Source organism: Bradyrhizobium sp. HKCCYLRH2060, assembly GCF_051168135.1.
GTDB lineage: Bacteria > Pseudomonadota > Alphaproteobacteria > Rhizobiales > Xanthobacteraceae > Bradyrhizobium.
Genome location: NZ_JBNPUK010000011.1, coordinates 156,261 through 170,639, shown reverse-complemented (window position 1 = coordinate 170,639; position 14,379 = coordinate 156,261). Strand labels below are relative to the sequence as shown.

General features: G+C 64.0%; 13 protein-coding genes. 4 read left to right on the top strand and 9 right to left on the bottom strand.

Annotated elements, in window-relative coordinates:
- Position 1: 1 nt before the first annotated feature.
- From glyS to ACQR10_RS21705, 4 genes are all read right to left on the bottom strand, one after another.
- Entirely contained in the window at positions 2 to 2,347 is a 2,346-nt protein-coding gene (gene glyS, locus ACQR10_RS21720) for a glycine--tRNA ligase subunit beta (RefSeq protein ID WP_434864105.1), read from the bottom strand.
- 233 nt (positions 2,348 to 2,580) lie between these two features.
- Complete coding sequence (locus ACQR10_RS21715) at positions 2,581 to 3,519, bottom strand: glycine--tRNA ligase subunit alpha (protein ID WP_315802834.1); 939 nt, start codon at positions 3,517 to 3,519, stop codon at positions 2,581 to 2,583.
- Between the two features lie 129 nt (positions 3,520 to 3,648).
- Entirely contained in the window at positions 3,649 to 3,840 is a 192-nt protein-coding gene (locus tag ACQR10_RS21710; protein ID WP_315802833.1) for a hypothetical protein, read from the bottom strand.
- Between the two features lie 107 nt (positions 3,841 to 3,947).
- Positions 3,948 to 4,850 carry a S49 family peptidase gene (locus tag ACQR10_RS21705; RefSeq protein WP_315802832.1) on the bottom strand — a complete coding sequence of 301 codons (903 nt, stop codon included), beginning with the start codon at positions 4,848 to 4,850 and terminating at the stop codon, positions 3,948 to 3,950.
- Positions 4,851 to 5,125: 275 nt separating this feature from the next.
- Between ACQR10_RS21705 and ACQR10_RS21700 the strand changes: the two genes are divergently transcribed.
- The 3 genes from ACQR10_RS21700 to ACQR10_RS21690 are packed head-to-tail and all read left to right on the top strand — an operon-like array spanning position 5,126 to position 7,037.
- Positions 5,126 to 5,422, top strand: coding sequence for a type II toxin-antitoxin system RelE/ParE family toxin (locus ACQR10_RS21700; RefSeq protein WP_316217294.1), 297 nt, complete (start codon positions 5,126 to 5,128; stop codon positions 5,420 to 5,422).
- 15 nt (positions 5,423 to 5,437) lie between these two features.
- Entirely contained in the window at positions 5,438 to 6,571 is a 1,134-nt protein-coding gene (locus ACQR10_RS21695) for a helix-turn-helix domain-containing protein (protein WP_316217295.1), read from the top strand.
- A 1-nt stretch (position 6,572) separates the two neighbouring features.
- The gene (locus ACQR10_RS21690; RefSeq protein WP_316217296.1) at positions 6,573 to 7,037 is read left to right on the top strand and encodes a hypothetical protein; all 465 of its coding nucleotides are present in this window, start codon (positions 6,573 to 6,575) and stop codon (positions 7,035 to 7,037) included.
- Between the two features lie 291 nt (positions 7,038 to 7,328).
- Here the strand turns inward: ACQR10_RS21690 and ACQR10_RS21685 are convergent, their stop codons facing one another.
- Together ACQR10_RS21685 and ACQR10_RS21680 are read right to left on the bottom strand one after the other, a co-directional pair.
- A complete protein-coding gene (locus ACQR10_RS21685; protein WP_434912064.1) occupies positions 7,329 to 8,093 on the bottom strand; it encodes a tRNA1(Val) (adenine(37)-N6)-methyltransferase in 765 nt (254 codons plus the stop codon).
- Positions 8,086 to 8,313: a DUF2007 domain-containing protein gene (locus ACQR10_RS21680; RefSeq protein ID WP_315802830.1), complete on the bottom strand. Its 228-nt coding sequence runs from the start codon at positions 8,311 to 8,313 to the stop codon at positions 8,086 to 8,088. The genes ACQR10_RS21685 and ACQR10_RS21680 overlap by 8 nt, the downstream gene beginning before the upstream one ends.
- A gap of 139 nt (positions 8,314 to 8,452) precedes the next feature.
- On the opposite strand from ACQR10_RS21680, the gene ACQR10_RS21675 reads away from it, so the two are divergent.
- Entirely contained in the window at positions 8,453 to 9,463 is a 1,011-nt protein-coding gene (locus ACQR10_RS21675) for a polyprenyl synthetase family protein (RefSeq protein ID WP_315717243.1), read from the top strand.
- 128 nt (positions 9,464 to 9,591) lie between these two features.
- Here the strand turns inward: ACQR10_RS21675 and ACQR10_RS21670 are convergent, their stop codons facing one another.
- The 3 genes from ACQR10_RS21670 to ACQR10_RS21660 form a co-directional block, all read right to left on the bottom strand.
- The gene (locus tag ACQR10_RS21670; RefSeq protein WP_315802829.1) at positions 9,592 to 10,494 is read right to left on the bottom strand and encodes a 4-(cytidine 5'-diphospho)-2-C-methyl-D-erythritol kinase; all 903 of its coding nucleotides are present in this window, start codon (positions 10,492 to 10,494) and stop codon (positions 9,592 to 9,594) included.
- Positions 10,495 to 10,661: 167 nt separating this feature from the next.
- Positions 10,662 to 12,458: a tetratricopeptide repeat protein gene (locus tag ACQR10_RS21665; protein WP_315802828.1), complete on the bottom strand. Its 1,797-nt coding sequence runs from the start codon at positions 12,456 to 12,458 to the stop codon at positions 10,662 to 10,664.
- Between the two features lie 240 nt (positions 12,459 to 12,698).
- The gene (locus tag ACQR10_RS21660; protein ID WP_316217298.1) at positions 12,699 to 14,357 is read right to left on the bottom strand and encodes an electron transfer flavoprotein-ubiquinone oxidoreductase; all 1,659 of its coding nucleotides are present in this window, start codon (positions 14,355 to 14,357) and stop codon (positions 12,699 to 12,701) included.
- Between the last annotated feature and the right edge of the window lie 22 nt (positions 14,358 to 14,379).

Genomic DNA, 14,379 nt, shown 5'->3' with positions numbered 1-14,379 from the left:
CTCAGCCCTCGATCTTGGAGAAGTCCGCAACCGCGCGCGTGGCGCTGCGGATCTCGTTCAACAGCTTGAGGCGGTTCTCGCGGATCGCCGCATCGTCGTCGTTGACCTTGACCTTGTCGAAGAACGCATCGACAGCCGGGCGAAGCTTCGCCATCGCCCGCATCGCCGCGGCGAAATCCTCCTTGGCGACGGCGGCGCCCGCTTCCGCTGCGACCTCGCCGATCGCCTTGGCCAGCGCCTTCTCCTCGTCGAGCTTGTAGAGCCCAGCATCCGGCGCGCCTTCGAACTTGCGCTTGTCCTTCTTCTCCTCGATGGCGAGGATGTTGGACGCGCGCTTGGTGCCAGCGAGCAGGTTCTTGCCGTCGTCAGTCTCGAGGAATTTGCCGAGCGCCTCGACGCGGCGCACGACCATCAGCAGGTCGTCCTGGCCGCCGAGCGCGAACACGGCGTCGACGAGATCATGCCGCGCGCCCTGCTCGCGGAGTTGGACCTTCAGGCGGTCGGCGAAGAAGGAGAGGAGGTCGTCGAGCCTCGACCTGGCTTGACGGAACAGCACATGATCTTCCGGTATATCGGAAACCTTAGTGTACTTGTCCGACGAACCACGCAGGGTATTGACCGTCTTTGCTAAGAGATCACTCATCCCCTCTCGGGCTTTCGGTTCGCCATCCAAAATAGACTTCAGCAACGTGCTTGTTGCCAAATCCATGACAGCCTCTGTAGCACTACTAAGTTCACTCACCACAAAATGACTGCGACTCGCGAACAACGGTAGGAACAAGATCGAAGAAAGCGCGATCTTTAATTTGTTTTCCAATATGAGCCTGATCACGCCCAACGCCGCCCGGCGCAACGCATAAGGATCCTTCGATCCGGTCGGCTTCTCGTCGATCGCCCAGAAGCCGACGAGCGTATCGAGCTTGTCGGCGAGCGCCACCGCCACGCTCACGGGATCGGTCGGCACGCGATCACCCGGACCCTGCGGCTTGTAATGCTCCTCACACGCGGCAGCAACGGACGCGTCCTCGCCCTGGGCGAGCGCGTAGTACTTGCCCATCAGGCCCTGTACTTCGGGAAACTCGCCGACGACCTCGGTCAAGAGATCCGTCTTGGCAAGCTGAGCTGCACGCTGAACGTTGTTGAAGTACGTCGCCATACTTCCATTGTAGAGTTTTCGACCGACCTCAAGCTGAGGTTCAAGTACCTCGGCCACTACATTCGCGAGCGACATAATCCGCTTGATACGCGCGGCCTGCGTCCCCAGCTTCTCGTGGAACACGATCTGCTCGAACTTCGGCAGCCGGTCCTCGAGCTTCGTCTTGAGGTCGGTCTCATAGAAGAACTTCGCATCCGACAGGCGGGCGCGGATGACGCGCTCGTTGCCGGCGATGATGGTCTTGCCGCCGTCGGTCGCCTCGATGTTGGCGGTCAGGATGAACTTCGGCGCCAGCCCGCCGGTCTTGGGATCGCGGACCACGAAGCATTTCTGGTTGTTGCGAATGGTGGCGCGGATCACCTCGCCAGGGACCTTCAGATACTCCGGATCGAAGGAGCCCATCAGCACCACCGGCCATTCGACCAGGCCCGCGACCTCATCGAGCAGCACGGGGTCCTCGACCAGCTCATAGCCTTGCGCAAACGCGAGCTGCTTGGCGTCGGTGACGATGGTGTCTTTCCGCCGGTCGGGATCGAGCACGACCTTGGCGTCGAGCAGCTTCGCCTCATAATCCTCGAAGCGGCGCACCGAGATCGGCGCGGGCGCCATGAAGCGGTGGCCGAACGTGGTCTGTCCCGCCTCGATGCCGTCGACCGCGAAGCTGATCACGTCGGGCTCCTCGGTTTCCAGGCCGAAGGTCGCGGTGATCGCGTGCAGCGGACGCACCCAGTTCAGCGCGCCGGGCTTTTCCGAGCGCTTGCCCCAGCGCATCGATTTCGGCCACGGGAATGTGCGCACGATCACCGGCAGCATCTCGGCGAGCACGTCGAGCGTGGCGCGGCCGGGCTTCTCGATCAGCGCGACGTAGAAGTCGCCCTTCTTCGGATCGCGCTGGATCGTGGCCTCCTCGATCGAGGACAGGCCGGTTGCTTTCAGAAATCCCTGGATCGCCGCGTCAGCGCCGCCGACGCGCGGACCCTTGCGCTCCTCTTTCAAGTCAGCCTGCCGCGCGGGAATGCCGTGCACGGTCAGTGCCAGCCGCCGCGGCGTCGCGAACGCCTTGGAGCCTTCATAGACAAGCCCTTCGGCGACCAGCTTGTCGGTGACCATGCGGCGCAGATCGTCGGCCGCCTTGGCCTGCATGCGCGCGGGGATTTCTTCGGAGAACAGTTCGAGGAGAAGGTCGGGCATGTCTCAAGTCTCTCTGCACGAAGAACCACCTTCCCCTGGAGGGACAGGCCATCGCGAATTGCTAAACTCGTGGAAAGCAGCTTGCCTCCCACCGTCCTTCGAGACGCCCGGCGAAGGCGGGCTCCTCAGGACGAGGTCTGATTTTGCGGCGAGATCCGAAAGACCCTCATGGTGAGGAGCGCCGCCGGCGGCGCGTCTCGAACCATGAGGCCCCGGACGCAGCCGCGTTCGTTCTATCCAGCGCCCGCCCCGCCCGCTTCCGTATGCAGCCAAGCCTCGCCGCAGGCCTTGGCAAGCTCGCGGACGCGCAGGATGTAGCTCTGGCGTTCGGTGACGGAGATGACGCCGCGGGCGTCGAGCAGGTTGAAGACGTGGCTGGCCTTGATGCACTGGTCGTAGGCCGGCAGCGCCATCTGGTGCTCCCGGCGATTGCCGTCACGCCAACCGGCGTCGAGATATTTGCGGCAGGCGCCCTCGGCCATCTTGAACTGCTCGAACAGCATGTCGGTGTCGGCATGCTCGAAATTGTGCCGCGAATATTCGCGCTCGGCCTGCAGGAAGACGTCGCCATAGGTGACCTTGGCGTCGCCGTCGCGGCCGTTGAAGTTGAGGTCATAGACGCGGTCGACGCCCTGGACGTACATCGCCAGGCGCTCGAGGCCGTAGGTGAGCTCGCCCGCGACCGGCGCGCATTCGAAGCCCGCGACCTGCTGGAAATAGGTGAACTGCGACACTTCCATGCCGTCGCACCAGCACTCCCAGCCAAGACCCCAGGCGCCGAGCGTCGGGCTCTCCCAGTCGTCCTCGACGAAGCGGATGTCGTGCACGGCGGCGTCGATGCCGATGGCGCCGAGCGACTTCAGGTACAATTCCTGAAGGTTCGGTGGCGACGGCTTCATGATCACCTGAAACTGGTAGTAGTGCTGCATCCGGTTCGGATTCTCGCCGTAGCGGCCGTCCTTCGGCCGCCGCGACGGCTGCACGTAGGCGGCATTCCACGGCTTCGGCCCGAGCGCGCGCAAGGTCGTCGCCGGGTGGAAGGTGCCGGCGCCCATCTCCATGTCGTAGGGCTGCAGGATCACGCAGCCCTGCTCGGCCCAGAACCGTTGCAGGGCCAGGATGAAGCCCTGGAACGAACGTTCGGGGCGCATGTGCAGAGGCAGCGAGTCCATCGTCGGTATCGGTCTTTCGCAGGCGTCGGAAAAGCGCGCGGACCGTATCGGCGGGGCCATCAGGAATCAAGGCAATAGGGCCCTCGAAACGACGGCGACGTCCCGTCGTTCGAAGGTCGGCGGAGCGTGTCAGCCCGGCCGGTAAGCGCCGGTGACGGGATCGCGGCGCAGAGTCTTGATCTCGGCGGCCCGCGCGGCCTCAGCGACGCGTGACAGCCGCGCCTCTTCGAGCTCGCGGTTGATCTTCTGCGCGGCCTTGTAGGCCCAGCGAACCACGGCTAGCCCGCCCAGCATACCCGCGAAAGCAACGAACGGCGGCATTGGTCGATCCTCGTTCATGAACAGAGCCACCCCGATTCCCATTGTCGCCGATCCCGGTTCCCCCCGCAATCGGATTGCGAGGGGCGAAATGGCGCGCCCCCCGGGTTCTAGAACCCGAAACGAGCCCAGATCGCCCGGGTTTCGACCGCGGAGATCAGCTCCTCCGCTAGCCCGGTCCAACCGATCCCCAGGCTCCCGGCGCCTGCCGCCCGCCGTCCGAGCAGCCCGGACAGCAGGCCGCCGGCGGGCGCCACCACGGGCATCGCGACCTTGTCGCCGAAGCGGGCGCGCAGCACCGCGCGGAGGTCGCCGATGGCGTCCGCCAGCCCCAGCGTGACGGCGCTGTCGCCGGCCCAGTACTCGCCGGTAAACAGCACATCGTCGGCGCCCTTCAGCCGGGTGGTGCGGCTCTCCTTGACCAGCGAGATGAACAGCGCGTGGATCTCGCGCTGGATCTTCTTCAGCCGCGCCACGTCGTCGGGATTCTCCGGCAGGAACGGATCGAGCATCGCCTTGTGCTCGCCGGCGGTATAGAGCCTGCGCTCGATGCCGATCTTCTTGATCAGGTCCTGCAGCCCGAACGAGCCGCCGACCACGCCGATCGAGCCGAGGATCGAGGACGGATCGCAGAAGATCTCGTCGCCGGCGCACGCAATCATGTAGCCGCCGGACGCCGCGACATCCTCGACGAACACCAGCACCGGCAGCTTCTTCTCCGCCGCGAGCTGGCGGATGCGCAAGTAGATCTGGCGCGACTGCACCGGCGAGCCGCCCGGCGAATTGATCACCAGCGCCACGGCCTTGGCGTTGCGCATCGAGAACGCCCGCTCCAGCACCTTGGCGACGCCCGCGAGCGTCAGCCCCGGCCGCAACGGCGTCACCGCGCCGATCACGCCGGACAGACGGACGACCGGCACCACCGGGACGCCGCGCAGCCGCGCCGGAAGCAGCGCCTTCAGCCGATCGAATAGCCCGGCTGCATCGCTGGGTTGTGTCAAATTGTCCACCATTCAGTTACCTCGGAACCTGCAGTAATTCCGCCGCAGCGGGGCTCGGCACTTTTCCACATGCGATGGGTCGGAACCTGCCAAACCGCAACGCCCAAAGTGACTTAGTGGTTCTCAGTGAACTAGGCCAGAACATCTCTGGCATGCTCTCCTCTCCCCGTTTCCATCGGGGGCTTCGCTCGGAGACCAAGCGGGTTCAGTCATTATAACCATTTTATCACCCTAGGGGTGATAGTCATATTGACAAAGGCCGAAGTGAGCCTATATAGGGAACATCCATGGATGTGACCTTCAAAGATCAGTCCCTGGACCGCTTAGAAACCGACGCAACCTATAGCGCCGGGTTCGCCGACACACTTGTGAAGGCCTATCGACGGGCGATGCAGCATATCCGCGCAGCCGGAGACGAACGTACGCTTTACGCGCGACGGTCGTTTCGGTTTGAGAAGCTGTCAGGCGATCGCGCCGGACAATACTCCATGAGGCTGAACGACCAATGGAGGTTGATCGTGGAACTCCGCGGCGCAGCCCCCAACAAGACCATCTACGTCATTGAAATTGTGGACTACCACTGAGGAAACTGAAACGAAATGCCTGCCCGCGCACCAGCCGAGGTTTTCCCCCCCGGAGACTTCATCCGAGATGAGCTCGACGCTCGCGGATGGACGCAGGGTGATCTTGCCCAGATCATGGGAAGACCGACTCAGCTCGTGAATGAACTTATTGCTGGAAAGAAGCAGGTCACGCCGGAGACAGCGCTCGGTTTAGCTAAGGCGTTTGGGGACGACGATGCCCTGTATTGGCTGAACCTTGAGAGCGCATACCGCCTTTCCCGAGCGAAGCCCGCTGACGAAGCTGTTGGGCGAAGAGCCGATCTATATTCGAAGTTTCCCGTTCGCGAGATCATCAAGCGGAAGTGGATCGAGCCGTCCGACAACCTTGATGTCGTCGAGCATCGGATTTGTCGTTTTTACGGCATCCAGTCGATCAACGACACACCTCAGTTTGCCCACGCAGCAAAGGCAAACCAATACGACGAGAGGAGTCCTCTACAATTAGCTTGGCTGCGTCGCGCACATCAGTTGGCGCTGGGAGTAACCGCCCCGGCCTATTCTGAGCAGAAGCTCAGGGCTGCACTTTCAAAATTGCGCGAACTTTTAGCTGCGCCGGAGGAGATTCGGCAGGTTCCGCAAATTTTGACTGCAGCAGGCGTTCGGCTAGTGATCGTGGAGTTCTTGCCGGGAGCCAAGATTGATGGAGCGGTGTTTTGGATTGATCAGGCGCCAGTGATTGCCCTGTCAGTACGCTTCGACCGCGTGAACAATTTTTGGTTCGTGTTACGCCACGAGATCGAACACATCCTGAATAAGGATGGGATGGTTCTGGACCTTGAGCTTACCGAGAGCTTGCAGAGCAAACAGCCCTTGCCAGCTCCAGAAGTAAAGGCAAACACCGCGGCCAGCGAGTTTCTGGTTCCAAAGAGTGAACTGGATAGCTTCATTCTGAGGGTGAGGCCGCTCTATTCCGAGCAGCGCATCATGCTGTTTGCGAAGCGCATTGGCGTTCATCCGGGCTTGGTAGTTGGCCAATTGCAGTTCAGAGACGAGGTGCCTTACACGCACTTCCACAAATACTTGGTCAAGGTCAGAGAAATAATAACTCAAGTGGCACTGACGGACGGCTGGGGGACCGTTCCGCCGATTCCGAGTTTAAACGGAGCATGAAATGGCTACCCTGAACGAACAGCTTGTAAAGATTGTTGAAGACTACCGGGCTGCCGGAGGAAGCTGGCCAGCGACTCGGGAGCAGATAGCTGAGTGGGCGGTCGCAAATGAACGGTACCAGCTAACTCGCGGCATGGCTGTCAGCCAGTGCGCGGAGCGAATTGGCCGCGCCATGGGCTTGCAGCACGTGAAAGACAGTAAGGGAAGGAGTGTCCGAAAGTATTACGCTGCGCGCGTTCGAGAGGATGGCCAACTGGTGATGAAGTGGGACGACTTGAACGCTGACCGGCCGTTCATGGAGATCGCTGCTGCCAATCGCCGGAACCAGATCTTGGGACAGTGCTGGCAGCTCAAAAACGACATGGACAGCTACAGCGAGCGCCGGTGCCCGGATCAACCGATACAGATGGACTTCAACTTCAATGTGGACCTTGAGGAGCTTTCGCAACTCAACGATGCGGCCTAGCACTCCACACGGCAAAATTGCGCGGATTTAAATCACTCTATAGGCCACCCAGTTACCTCGGATTTACCATTTTTTATCGCGCCGCTGCCATCCAAAGGGCTGGAACGAGCCTTGCAATGCCCTGGGCAATTGCACGGCGAGCACAAGGTGCAGAGTGCGGCGGAGGAATACATGAAGGTCTACCTGTTGATGCTGCTGATCGGTACTCTATTGACTGCGATCCGTTTCACGACGGTAACCGAACGCCAGTCGGAAGCTCAGACGCAATAACGCCCGACCACGATCAACCGTTCAGGGGGTGCTCAAGGCCAGCGCCCCCTGCCCCGACAGCACGCGCACGGCCTCGTCATTCGGCACGCCTGCCACCTCATTCAGCACCACTCCGGCGAGAATCTGGGTCGGCGCCCGCCCTCCCTTAACGGCCCGGACCAGGATACGGATCGCCGGCTTGCCCGCCTGGCCATGCACCGGTTGAACGGCAAGACTGCCGAAGCCGCGCGCCAGCGCCGCGACCACCTCGCTCAAACCATCGGCCCGCCAGATCAAGGTCAGCACGCCGCCGGATTTCAGCATCCGCCGCGCGGCATGCGTCCAGATCTCCAACGTCGTCGCCGTTGCCATGTGCGCGGTCGCGCGCGCGGCGTCGGGCGAGGCACGGTGACGGGCAACATCGTGGAACGGCGGATTCATCAGCACGACGTCGACACTATCGGACCCGAGCCCTGCGGCAGCGAAAGCAGCCGCGTCCGCGGCGACGTCCAGCGCCACGACCTCCGCCGGCAACGCATTGGCGCGTGCGTTGTCGCGCGCGAGGCGCGCCAGATCCGGCTCGCGCTCGACCAGCGTCAAGCTGAGACCGCCCACGCGCCGGGCCAAGGCCAGCCCGGCCGTCCCCACGCCGGCACCGAGATCGACCACGCGATCGCCCGAACGCGCGGCCGTCGCCGCCGCCAGCAGGATTGCGTCGTGGCCGGCGCGATGGCCCGTCGTGGGCTGCCGCAGGCGCAATTGGCCGCCGAGCAAGGCGTCCTCCGAAATGTCGACAGCGTCACTCATCAGGGCGCAGTTCATGCGCCAGACCGGCGTCGGTGAGAAGCCGCCGGGCCTGGAGAATGTCGTCCTCATGCACGAGGATCCGCCGCGGCAGGATGCCGAGCGAGCCCTCGATGATGCTCATGTTCTGATCGAGCACGAGGTGATGGATGTCGGCGCCGTCGAGCAGCGCCCCTATCGCCGAAACCAGCACGATATCATTGGTCCGAACCAATTCCTTCAATCGTTATGTCTCCATGCGGGCCTGGGTCAAGAAGAAGGCTTGGGTCAACAAGGCCTGGGTCAAGGTTCCGTGTCTGCCCTTGCCGCCTGCGGCCGCAGTTTCTATTGTCGTTTCGAGCATAGCAAAATCGGAGACCAGAGTGGCGGTTATCGTACCTTTCGAGAGTCCATCGGGAGCCTCCATCGATGGGCTGGTCGCGCTGGTCGCAGCCGACATGGAACGGGTCAACGCTACGATTTTGTCGCGCACCGGGTCGGACGTCACGATGATCCCGGAGGTCGCAAACCACCTGATCTCCTCCGGCGGCAAGCGGCTGCGGCCGATGCTGACGCTGGCGATGGCTCATCTCACCGACTACACCGGCGACGGTCACGTCAAGCTCGCCGCGGCCGTCGAGTTCATGCACACGGCGACGCTGCTGCATGACGACGTGGTTGACGAGAGCGAAATGCGCCGCGGCAAATTGTCCGCGCGCATGCTGTGGGGCAACGAGGCCAGCGTGCTGGTCGGCGACTTCCTGCTCGGCCAGGCGTTCCGCATGATGGTCGAGGTCGGCTCGCTGCGCGCGCTCGACATTCTCTCCGCCGCTGCCGCCACCATCGCCGAGGGCGAGGTGATGCAGCTCGCCGCCGCCAAGAACACCGCCACCACCGAGGACGAATATCTCGCCGTGATCCGCGGCAAGACCGCCGAGCTGTTCGCCGCCGCCTGCGAGGTCGGGCCGGTGCTCGCCGATCGGCCCAAGGCCGAGCAGACCGCCTCGCGGTCCTTCGGCATGAATCTCGGCATCGCCTTCCAGCTCGTCGACGACGTGCTCGACTATGGCGGCAAGGCCGCCAAGCTCGGAAAGAATGTCGGCGACGATTTCCGCGAGGGCAAGATCACGCTGCCGGTGGTGCTCGCGTTCCGCCGCGGTAGCGACAGCGAGCGTGCCTTCTGGATCAAGGCGCTGGAGCGCGGCGAGATCAGCGATCACGATCTCGACCATGCGATCGGGCTGATGAACAAGCACCGCGCCCTGGAGGACACGATCAGCCGCGCGCATCACTATGGCGCGATGGCCGTCGATGCGCTGGCGCTGTTCCCGGCCTCACCGATGAAGACCGCGCTGGAGCAGGTGGTGGCGTTCTGTCTGGCGCGGTCGCATTAGTTGCTTCTAGCGACTGCCGCTGCGACTGCGGTGCCTCGTGAATGCGCCCTCGCCCCCAAGGCGAAGCGAAGCTTCGCCTTGGGGGCGAGGGCGCTGTATTGGGCAGTCGTTTCGCAGATGCTGATGAGTTAGCTCAGCGTCCCCGCATGCACCCACCATTCGGGATGCGCGGCGGCGATCGCGGCGCCGGCGGCCTTCGCGTCGGCCTTGCTGCCATAGATCGCAAAGCACGTCGCGCCGGAGCCCGACATCCGCGCCAGCAGCACGCCCGCGCTCGTGCGCAGCGCCTCGAGCACGGTGCCGATGATCGGCTGCACCTTCAGCGCCGGCGGCTCGAGGTCGTTGCGCACCTGATCGAGTGCATCGACCCAGCCGCCGACCGAGGCTCCGGCCTTCGGCCAGGACGGCGCGGTGAGAACATCCGTCACCCCGATCAGCAGATCGCCCGGCTTGAGACCAAGCGCCTGGAACACGTCCTTGGTCGCCACCGGCACGCGCGGATTGATCATCACGCAGGGCAGGACGGGAAGCGCGAGCGGCTGCAGGTTCTCGCCGACGCCCGTCATGGTGCAGGCGCGCGAGGGCACGCAAACCGGCACGTCGGCGCCGGTCTTCAAGGCCACCGCCGCGAGGCGCGGGTCGTCCAGGGACAGGCCATTCAGTTTCGCCAGCAACCGCAGCGCCGCCGCCGCATCGGCGGAGCCGCCCCCAATGCCCGCCGCGACCGGCAGCACCTTCTCGAGGGTGAAGGCGCCGAGCTTCAGGCCGGGAACGGCCTCCGCCAGCAGCCGCGCCGCCTTCAGCACCAGATTGTCCGTGGTCTCGCCGCAGGCGTCCGCCAGAGGACCGGTCGTCGTCAGCGTCAGCTCCGGGCCCGGCACCAGCGTCAGCTGGTCCGCGCAGTCGGCAAAAGCAACGACGCTTTCGAGATCATGATAGCCGTCGACCCTGCGGCCGACGACCCGCAGGGTCAGATTGACCTTGGCGCGCCCCTGCTCCTGCAGCGCGCCGGTGACCGTGGACGCCAACATCAGCGCAATGCCCCCAGCATGTTCGGTGGTGGAGGTCGGTTGCCAACGCGCTGCGGCTCAGGCCGAAACGGACGTGGCCGACAACCGCCCCCCCTTCATCAAAATCATCCGGGCTCCCCGGCAAGCCGAGGAGCCCGTGATGGCTCTCATATCGCGATCAGGACGAACTAGCCGCCCTTGCCATCGTCCTTCTTGGCGTCGGACGGCGTGTCCTTGGTGTCGTTGCTGGCCGCAGCGGGCGCCGGATCATCGGGCAGGCCATTCTGGATCTTGGCCTCGATCTTCGGCAGCTCCTCGGCCTCCGGCTTCAGGTCGCGGGCATGGGCCCACTGGAACTTGGCTTCCAGCTTGCGGCCGACGCGCCAATAGGCGTCGCCGAGATGGTCGTTGATGGTCGGATCCTCGGGCTTGAGGTCGATCGCGCGCTCGAGGTTCTTGACCGCCTCCTCGTAATTGCCGATGCGGTAATAGGCCCAGCCGAGCGAGTCGACGATGTAGCCGTCGTCGGGCCGCTGCTCGACGGCGCGCTTGATCATCTTCATGCCTTCGTCGAGATTGATGCCCTGGTCGATCCAGGAATAGCCGAGATAGTTCAGCACGTGCGGCTGGTCGGGCTGCAGCTCGAGCGCCTTGCGCATGTCGGCCTCGGCCTTCGGCCACTGCTTGGAGCGCTCCAGGCAGATGCCGCGATAGTAGTAATAGACGCTGTTGGCCTTGTCGTTGTTGGCGGGCAGCGAATCGACGCCGAGCGAATAGGTCTTGGCGCAATCGGCGAACTTCTTGCGGCCGCGCTCGATGTTGCCGAGCGCCATGATCGCCTCGAGATCCTTCGGATCCTGGGCAATCACGTCCTTGAGGATCTTGATCGCCTCGTCGCTGCGGTCGGCGCTGTCGAGATCGGTGGCGAGCTGGATCTGGGCGTTGCGCTTCAGCGGCGAGCTCGCCGGCACGCGCTCATAGACCTTGATCGCCATCTGCGGCTTCTTCACCGTCTCGTAGAGATCGGCGAGCGACAGCAGCGCCAGCGGATGATTCGGCTGCAGGTGCAGCGCGAGCTGCAGATAGACCAGCGCCAGATCCTCGCCGCCGCGGCGGCTCAAGGTGGCGCCGATGCCGTACAGCGCCTCGGCGGCGCCGGCCTGCGGCGAGTCGACCAGCGGCGGCAGCTTCTTGCCGGCCTTGGTCTCGCGCAGGCCCTCCTGCACCAGCGGATGGCGCGCGAGCTTCTTGTCGAAGGCTTCATAGATCGCGGTCGCCGCCGCCGCATCCTTGTTGCGCGACAGCCAATGCGCATAGGCCTCGGTGATGCGCAGCATCGAATCGTCGAGCTTGTAGGCGCGCTCGAACCGGGTGCCGGCGTCCTTCTCCTTGCCGGCCAGCTCCAGGATCATGCCGGCATGAAGGTCCTTGAACAGCGGATACCATTCGGGACCGGTCAGCTTGTCGATATTGGCGACGGCGGTCTTCGAATCGCCCGCGCCCGCCGCGGCCCACGCCGACAGCAAGGTGGCGACGAGATCGGTGATCGGCCCGCGCACCGACTGGTTGATGTTGGTCTGGGCAGCCGCGTATTTCTTCTGCTTGATGTCCTGCACGCCGACCACGAGCCGCGCGATGCGGTTCGACTTGTCGATCGTGAGCACGCGCTCGGCGAGCTTCACGGCCTCGTCGATGTCGCCATCGGCAACCGAGGAGATGAAGGCGCGGTCGAGCAGCTCGTTGTTCTTCGGGTCGCTGCGTAGCGCCGAGCGGTAGAACGCCGCCGCCGAGGCTGCGTCGCGCTCGACGCTGGCGTGGCGGGCCGCCAGATAGCTGCCCGATGTGGTGAGCGACTTCAGATCGACGCTGGTTGGAAATTTTGCGGCGTTATCCGCAGGATGATCCGGCGTCTGGGCCAGGACGGCACCGGGGAGCAGCAAGGCAGAAACGGCAATTGCGGTCCAGCGATTGCGAATTGACAACATCACGGTGCGCTCTGGTTGTTGGAAATGACGGATCGGTACGGACACGAACCCGATCGGCAGCTCTTCAAGGCGCCGACAATGCCGCGTTTGGCGGCCAACCGCAAGGATTTGCAGGATATTCGGGTCAGCCGGGAGCCCCTTTGGCGAAGGTGACCTGCGTCAAACCGCGCCAGTATGGCCGTATCGTGGCCGGCTGCCCTCCCCGGGGCAGCCGACTCACGCAATCGTGCGTATGCGAGGCTACATCGCCTCGTAGTTCGGCCCGCCGCCGCCTTCCGGAGGAACCCAGGTGATGTTGCCGTTGGGATCCTTGACGTCGCAGGTCTTGCAGTGGACGCAGTTCTGCGCGTTGATCACGAAGCGCGGGCTCGTGCCCTCCTCGACCCATTCGTACACGCCCGCCGGGCAATAGCGGTTGGACGGCCCGGCATAGACGTCGTGCTCGGAGCTCTTCTGCAGCGCCATGTCGGCGACCTTCAGATGCACCGGCTGGTCTTCCTCGTGATTGGTGTTCGACAGGAACACCGAGGACAGCCGGTCGAAGGTCAGCTTGCCGTCCGGCTTCATCGCAGGCTTCGGCTGATGCGCTTTGGCGGGATCGAGCGTGGCGCGATCGGGCTTGGCGTGCGACTGCGTGCCGAACAGCGAGAAGCCGAGCGTGTTGCACCACATGTCGAAGCCGCCGAGGACGACGCCGAGCACGGTGCCGAACTTCGACCACAGCGGCTTGACGTTGCGGACCTTGAACAGGTCCTCGCCCACCGGCGAGCCGCGCCAGGCGTTCTCGTAACTCACCAGCTCGTCATTGGCGCGGCCGGATGCGAGCGCGGCATTGACGTGCTCGGCCGCGAGCATCGCGCTGCCCATCGCATTGTGCACGCCCTTGATGCGCGGCACGTTGACGAAGCCCGCCGCGCAGCCGATCAGCGCGCCGCCGGCGAACGACAGCCGCGGCACCGACTGATAGCCGCCCTCGGTGATCGCGCGCGCCCCGTAGGCAAGCCGCTTGCCGCCCTCGAACACGCCGCGGATCGAGGGATGGGTCTTGAAGCGCTGGAATTCCTCGAACGGCGACAGATAGGGATCGTCGTAGTTCAGGTGGACGACGAAGCCGACCGCGACGAGGTTGTCGTCATAGTGATACAGGAACGAGCCGCCGCCGGTCTTCATGTCGAGCGGCCAGCCGAACGAATGCTGGATCAGGCCCTTCTGATGCTTGGCCGGATCGATCTGCCAGACTTCCTTGAGACCGATGCCGAATTTCGCCGGCTCGCTCTTGGCGTCCAGCGCGAACTTGGCGATCAGCTGCTTGGACAGGCTGCCGCGCGCGCCCTCGGCGAAAAGCGTGTACTTGCCGAGCAGCTCCATGCCGCGGGTGAACGAGGCTTTCGGCTTGCCGTCCTTGCCGATGCCCATGTCGCCGGTGGCGATGCCGCGCACCGCGCCCTGCTCGTCATACAGCACCTCGGTGGCCGCGAAGCCCGGATAGATCTCGACGCCGAGCGCCTCGGCCTTGCGCGACAGCCAGCGGCAGACATTGCCGAGCGAGCCGACGTAGCAATGATGGTTGTCCATCAAGGGCGGCATCGCGAAGCCCGGCAGCGGGATCGCGCTGCTTCCGGTCATCCAGAAGAACTTGTCGACCTTGACCTGGGTCTTCAGCGGGCAATCATCGTCCGAGCGCCAATCGGGAATGAGCTTGTCGAGCGCAGCCGGATCGATCACCGCACCGGACAGGATGTGCGCGCCGACCTCGGAGCCCTTCTCGACCACGACGATGTTGAGGTCGGCATTGAGCTGCTTCAGCCGGATCGCGGCAGTCAGGCCCGACGGGCCGGCGCCGACGATGACAACGTCGAACTCCATGGATTCGCGCGGAGGTAACTCTTCGGTGCTCATGTCTCTCAATCTCAGGCCCGGC

Coding starts and splice junctions, on each gene's coding strand:
- glyS (WP_434864105.1), bottom strand. CDS start 2,347: ATGCCCGACCTTCTCCTCGAACTGTTCTCCGAAGAAATCCCCGCGCGC.
- ACQR10_RS21715 (WP_315802834.1), bottom strand. CDS start 3,519: ATGGACTCGCTGCCTCTGCACATGCGCCCCGAACGTTCGTTCCAGGGC.
- ACQR10_RS21710 (WP_315802833.1), bottom strand. CDS start 3,840: ATGCCGCCGTTCGTTGCTTTCGCGGGTATGCTGGGCGGGCTAGCCGTG.
- ACQR10_RS21705 (WP_315802832.1), bottom strand. CDS start 4,850: ATGGTGGACAATTTGACACAACCCAGCGATGCAGCCGGGCTATTCGAT.
- ACQR10_RS21700 (WP_316217294.1), top strand. CDS start 5,126: ATGGATGTGACCTTCAAAGATCAGTCCCTGGACCGCTTAGAAACCGAC.
- ACQR10_RS21695 (WP_316217295.1), top strand. CDS start 5,438: ATGCCTGCCCGCGCACCAGCCGAGGTTTTCCCCCCCGGAGACTTCATC.
- ACQR10_RS21690 (WP_316217296.1), top strand. CDS start 6,573: ATGGCTACCCTGAACGAACAGCTTGTAAAGATTGTTGAAGACTACCGG.
- ACQR10_RS21685 (WP_434912064.1), bottom strand. CDS start 8,093: ATGAGTGACGCTGTCGACATTTCGGAGGACGCCTTGCTCGGCGGCCAA.
- ACQR10_RS21670 (WP_315802829.1), bottom strand. CDS start 10,494: ATGTTGGCGTCCACGGTCACCGGCGCGCTGCAGGAGCAGGGGCGCGCC.
- ACQR10_RS21665 (WP_315802828.1), bottom strand. CDS start 12,458: ATGTTGTCAATTCGCAATCGCTGGACCGCAATTGCCGTTTCTGCCTTG.
- ACQR10_RS21660 (WP_316217298.1), bottom strand. CDS start 14,357: ATGAGCACCGAAGAGTTACCTCCGCGCGAATCCATGGAGTTCGACGTT.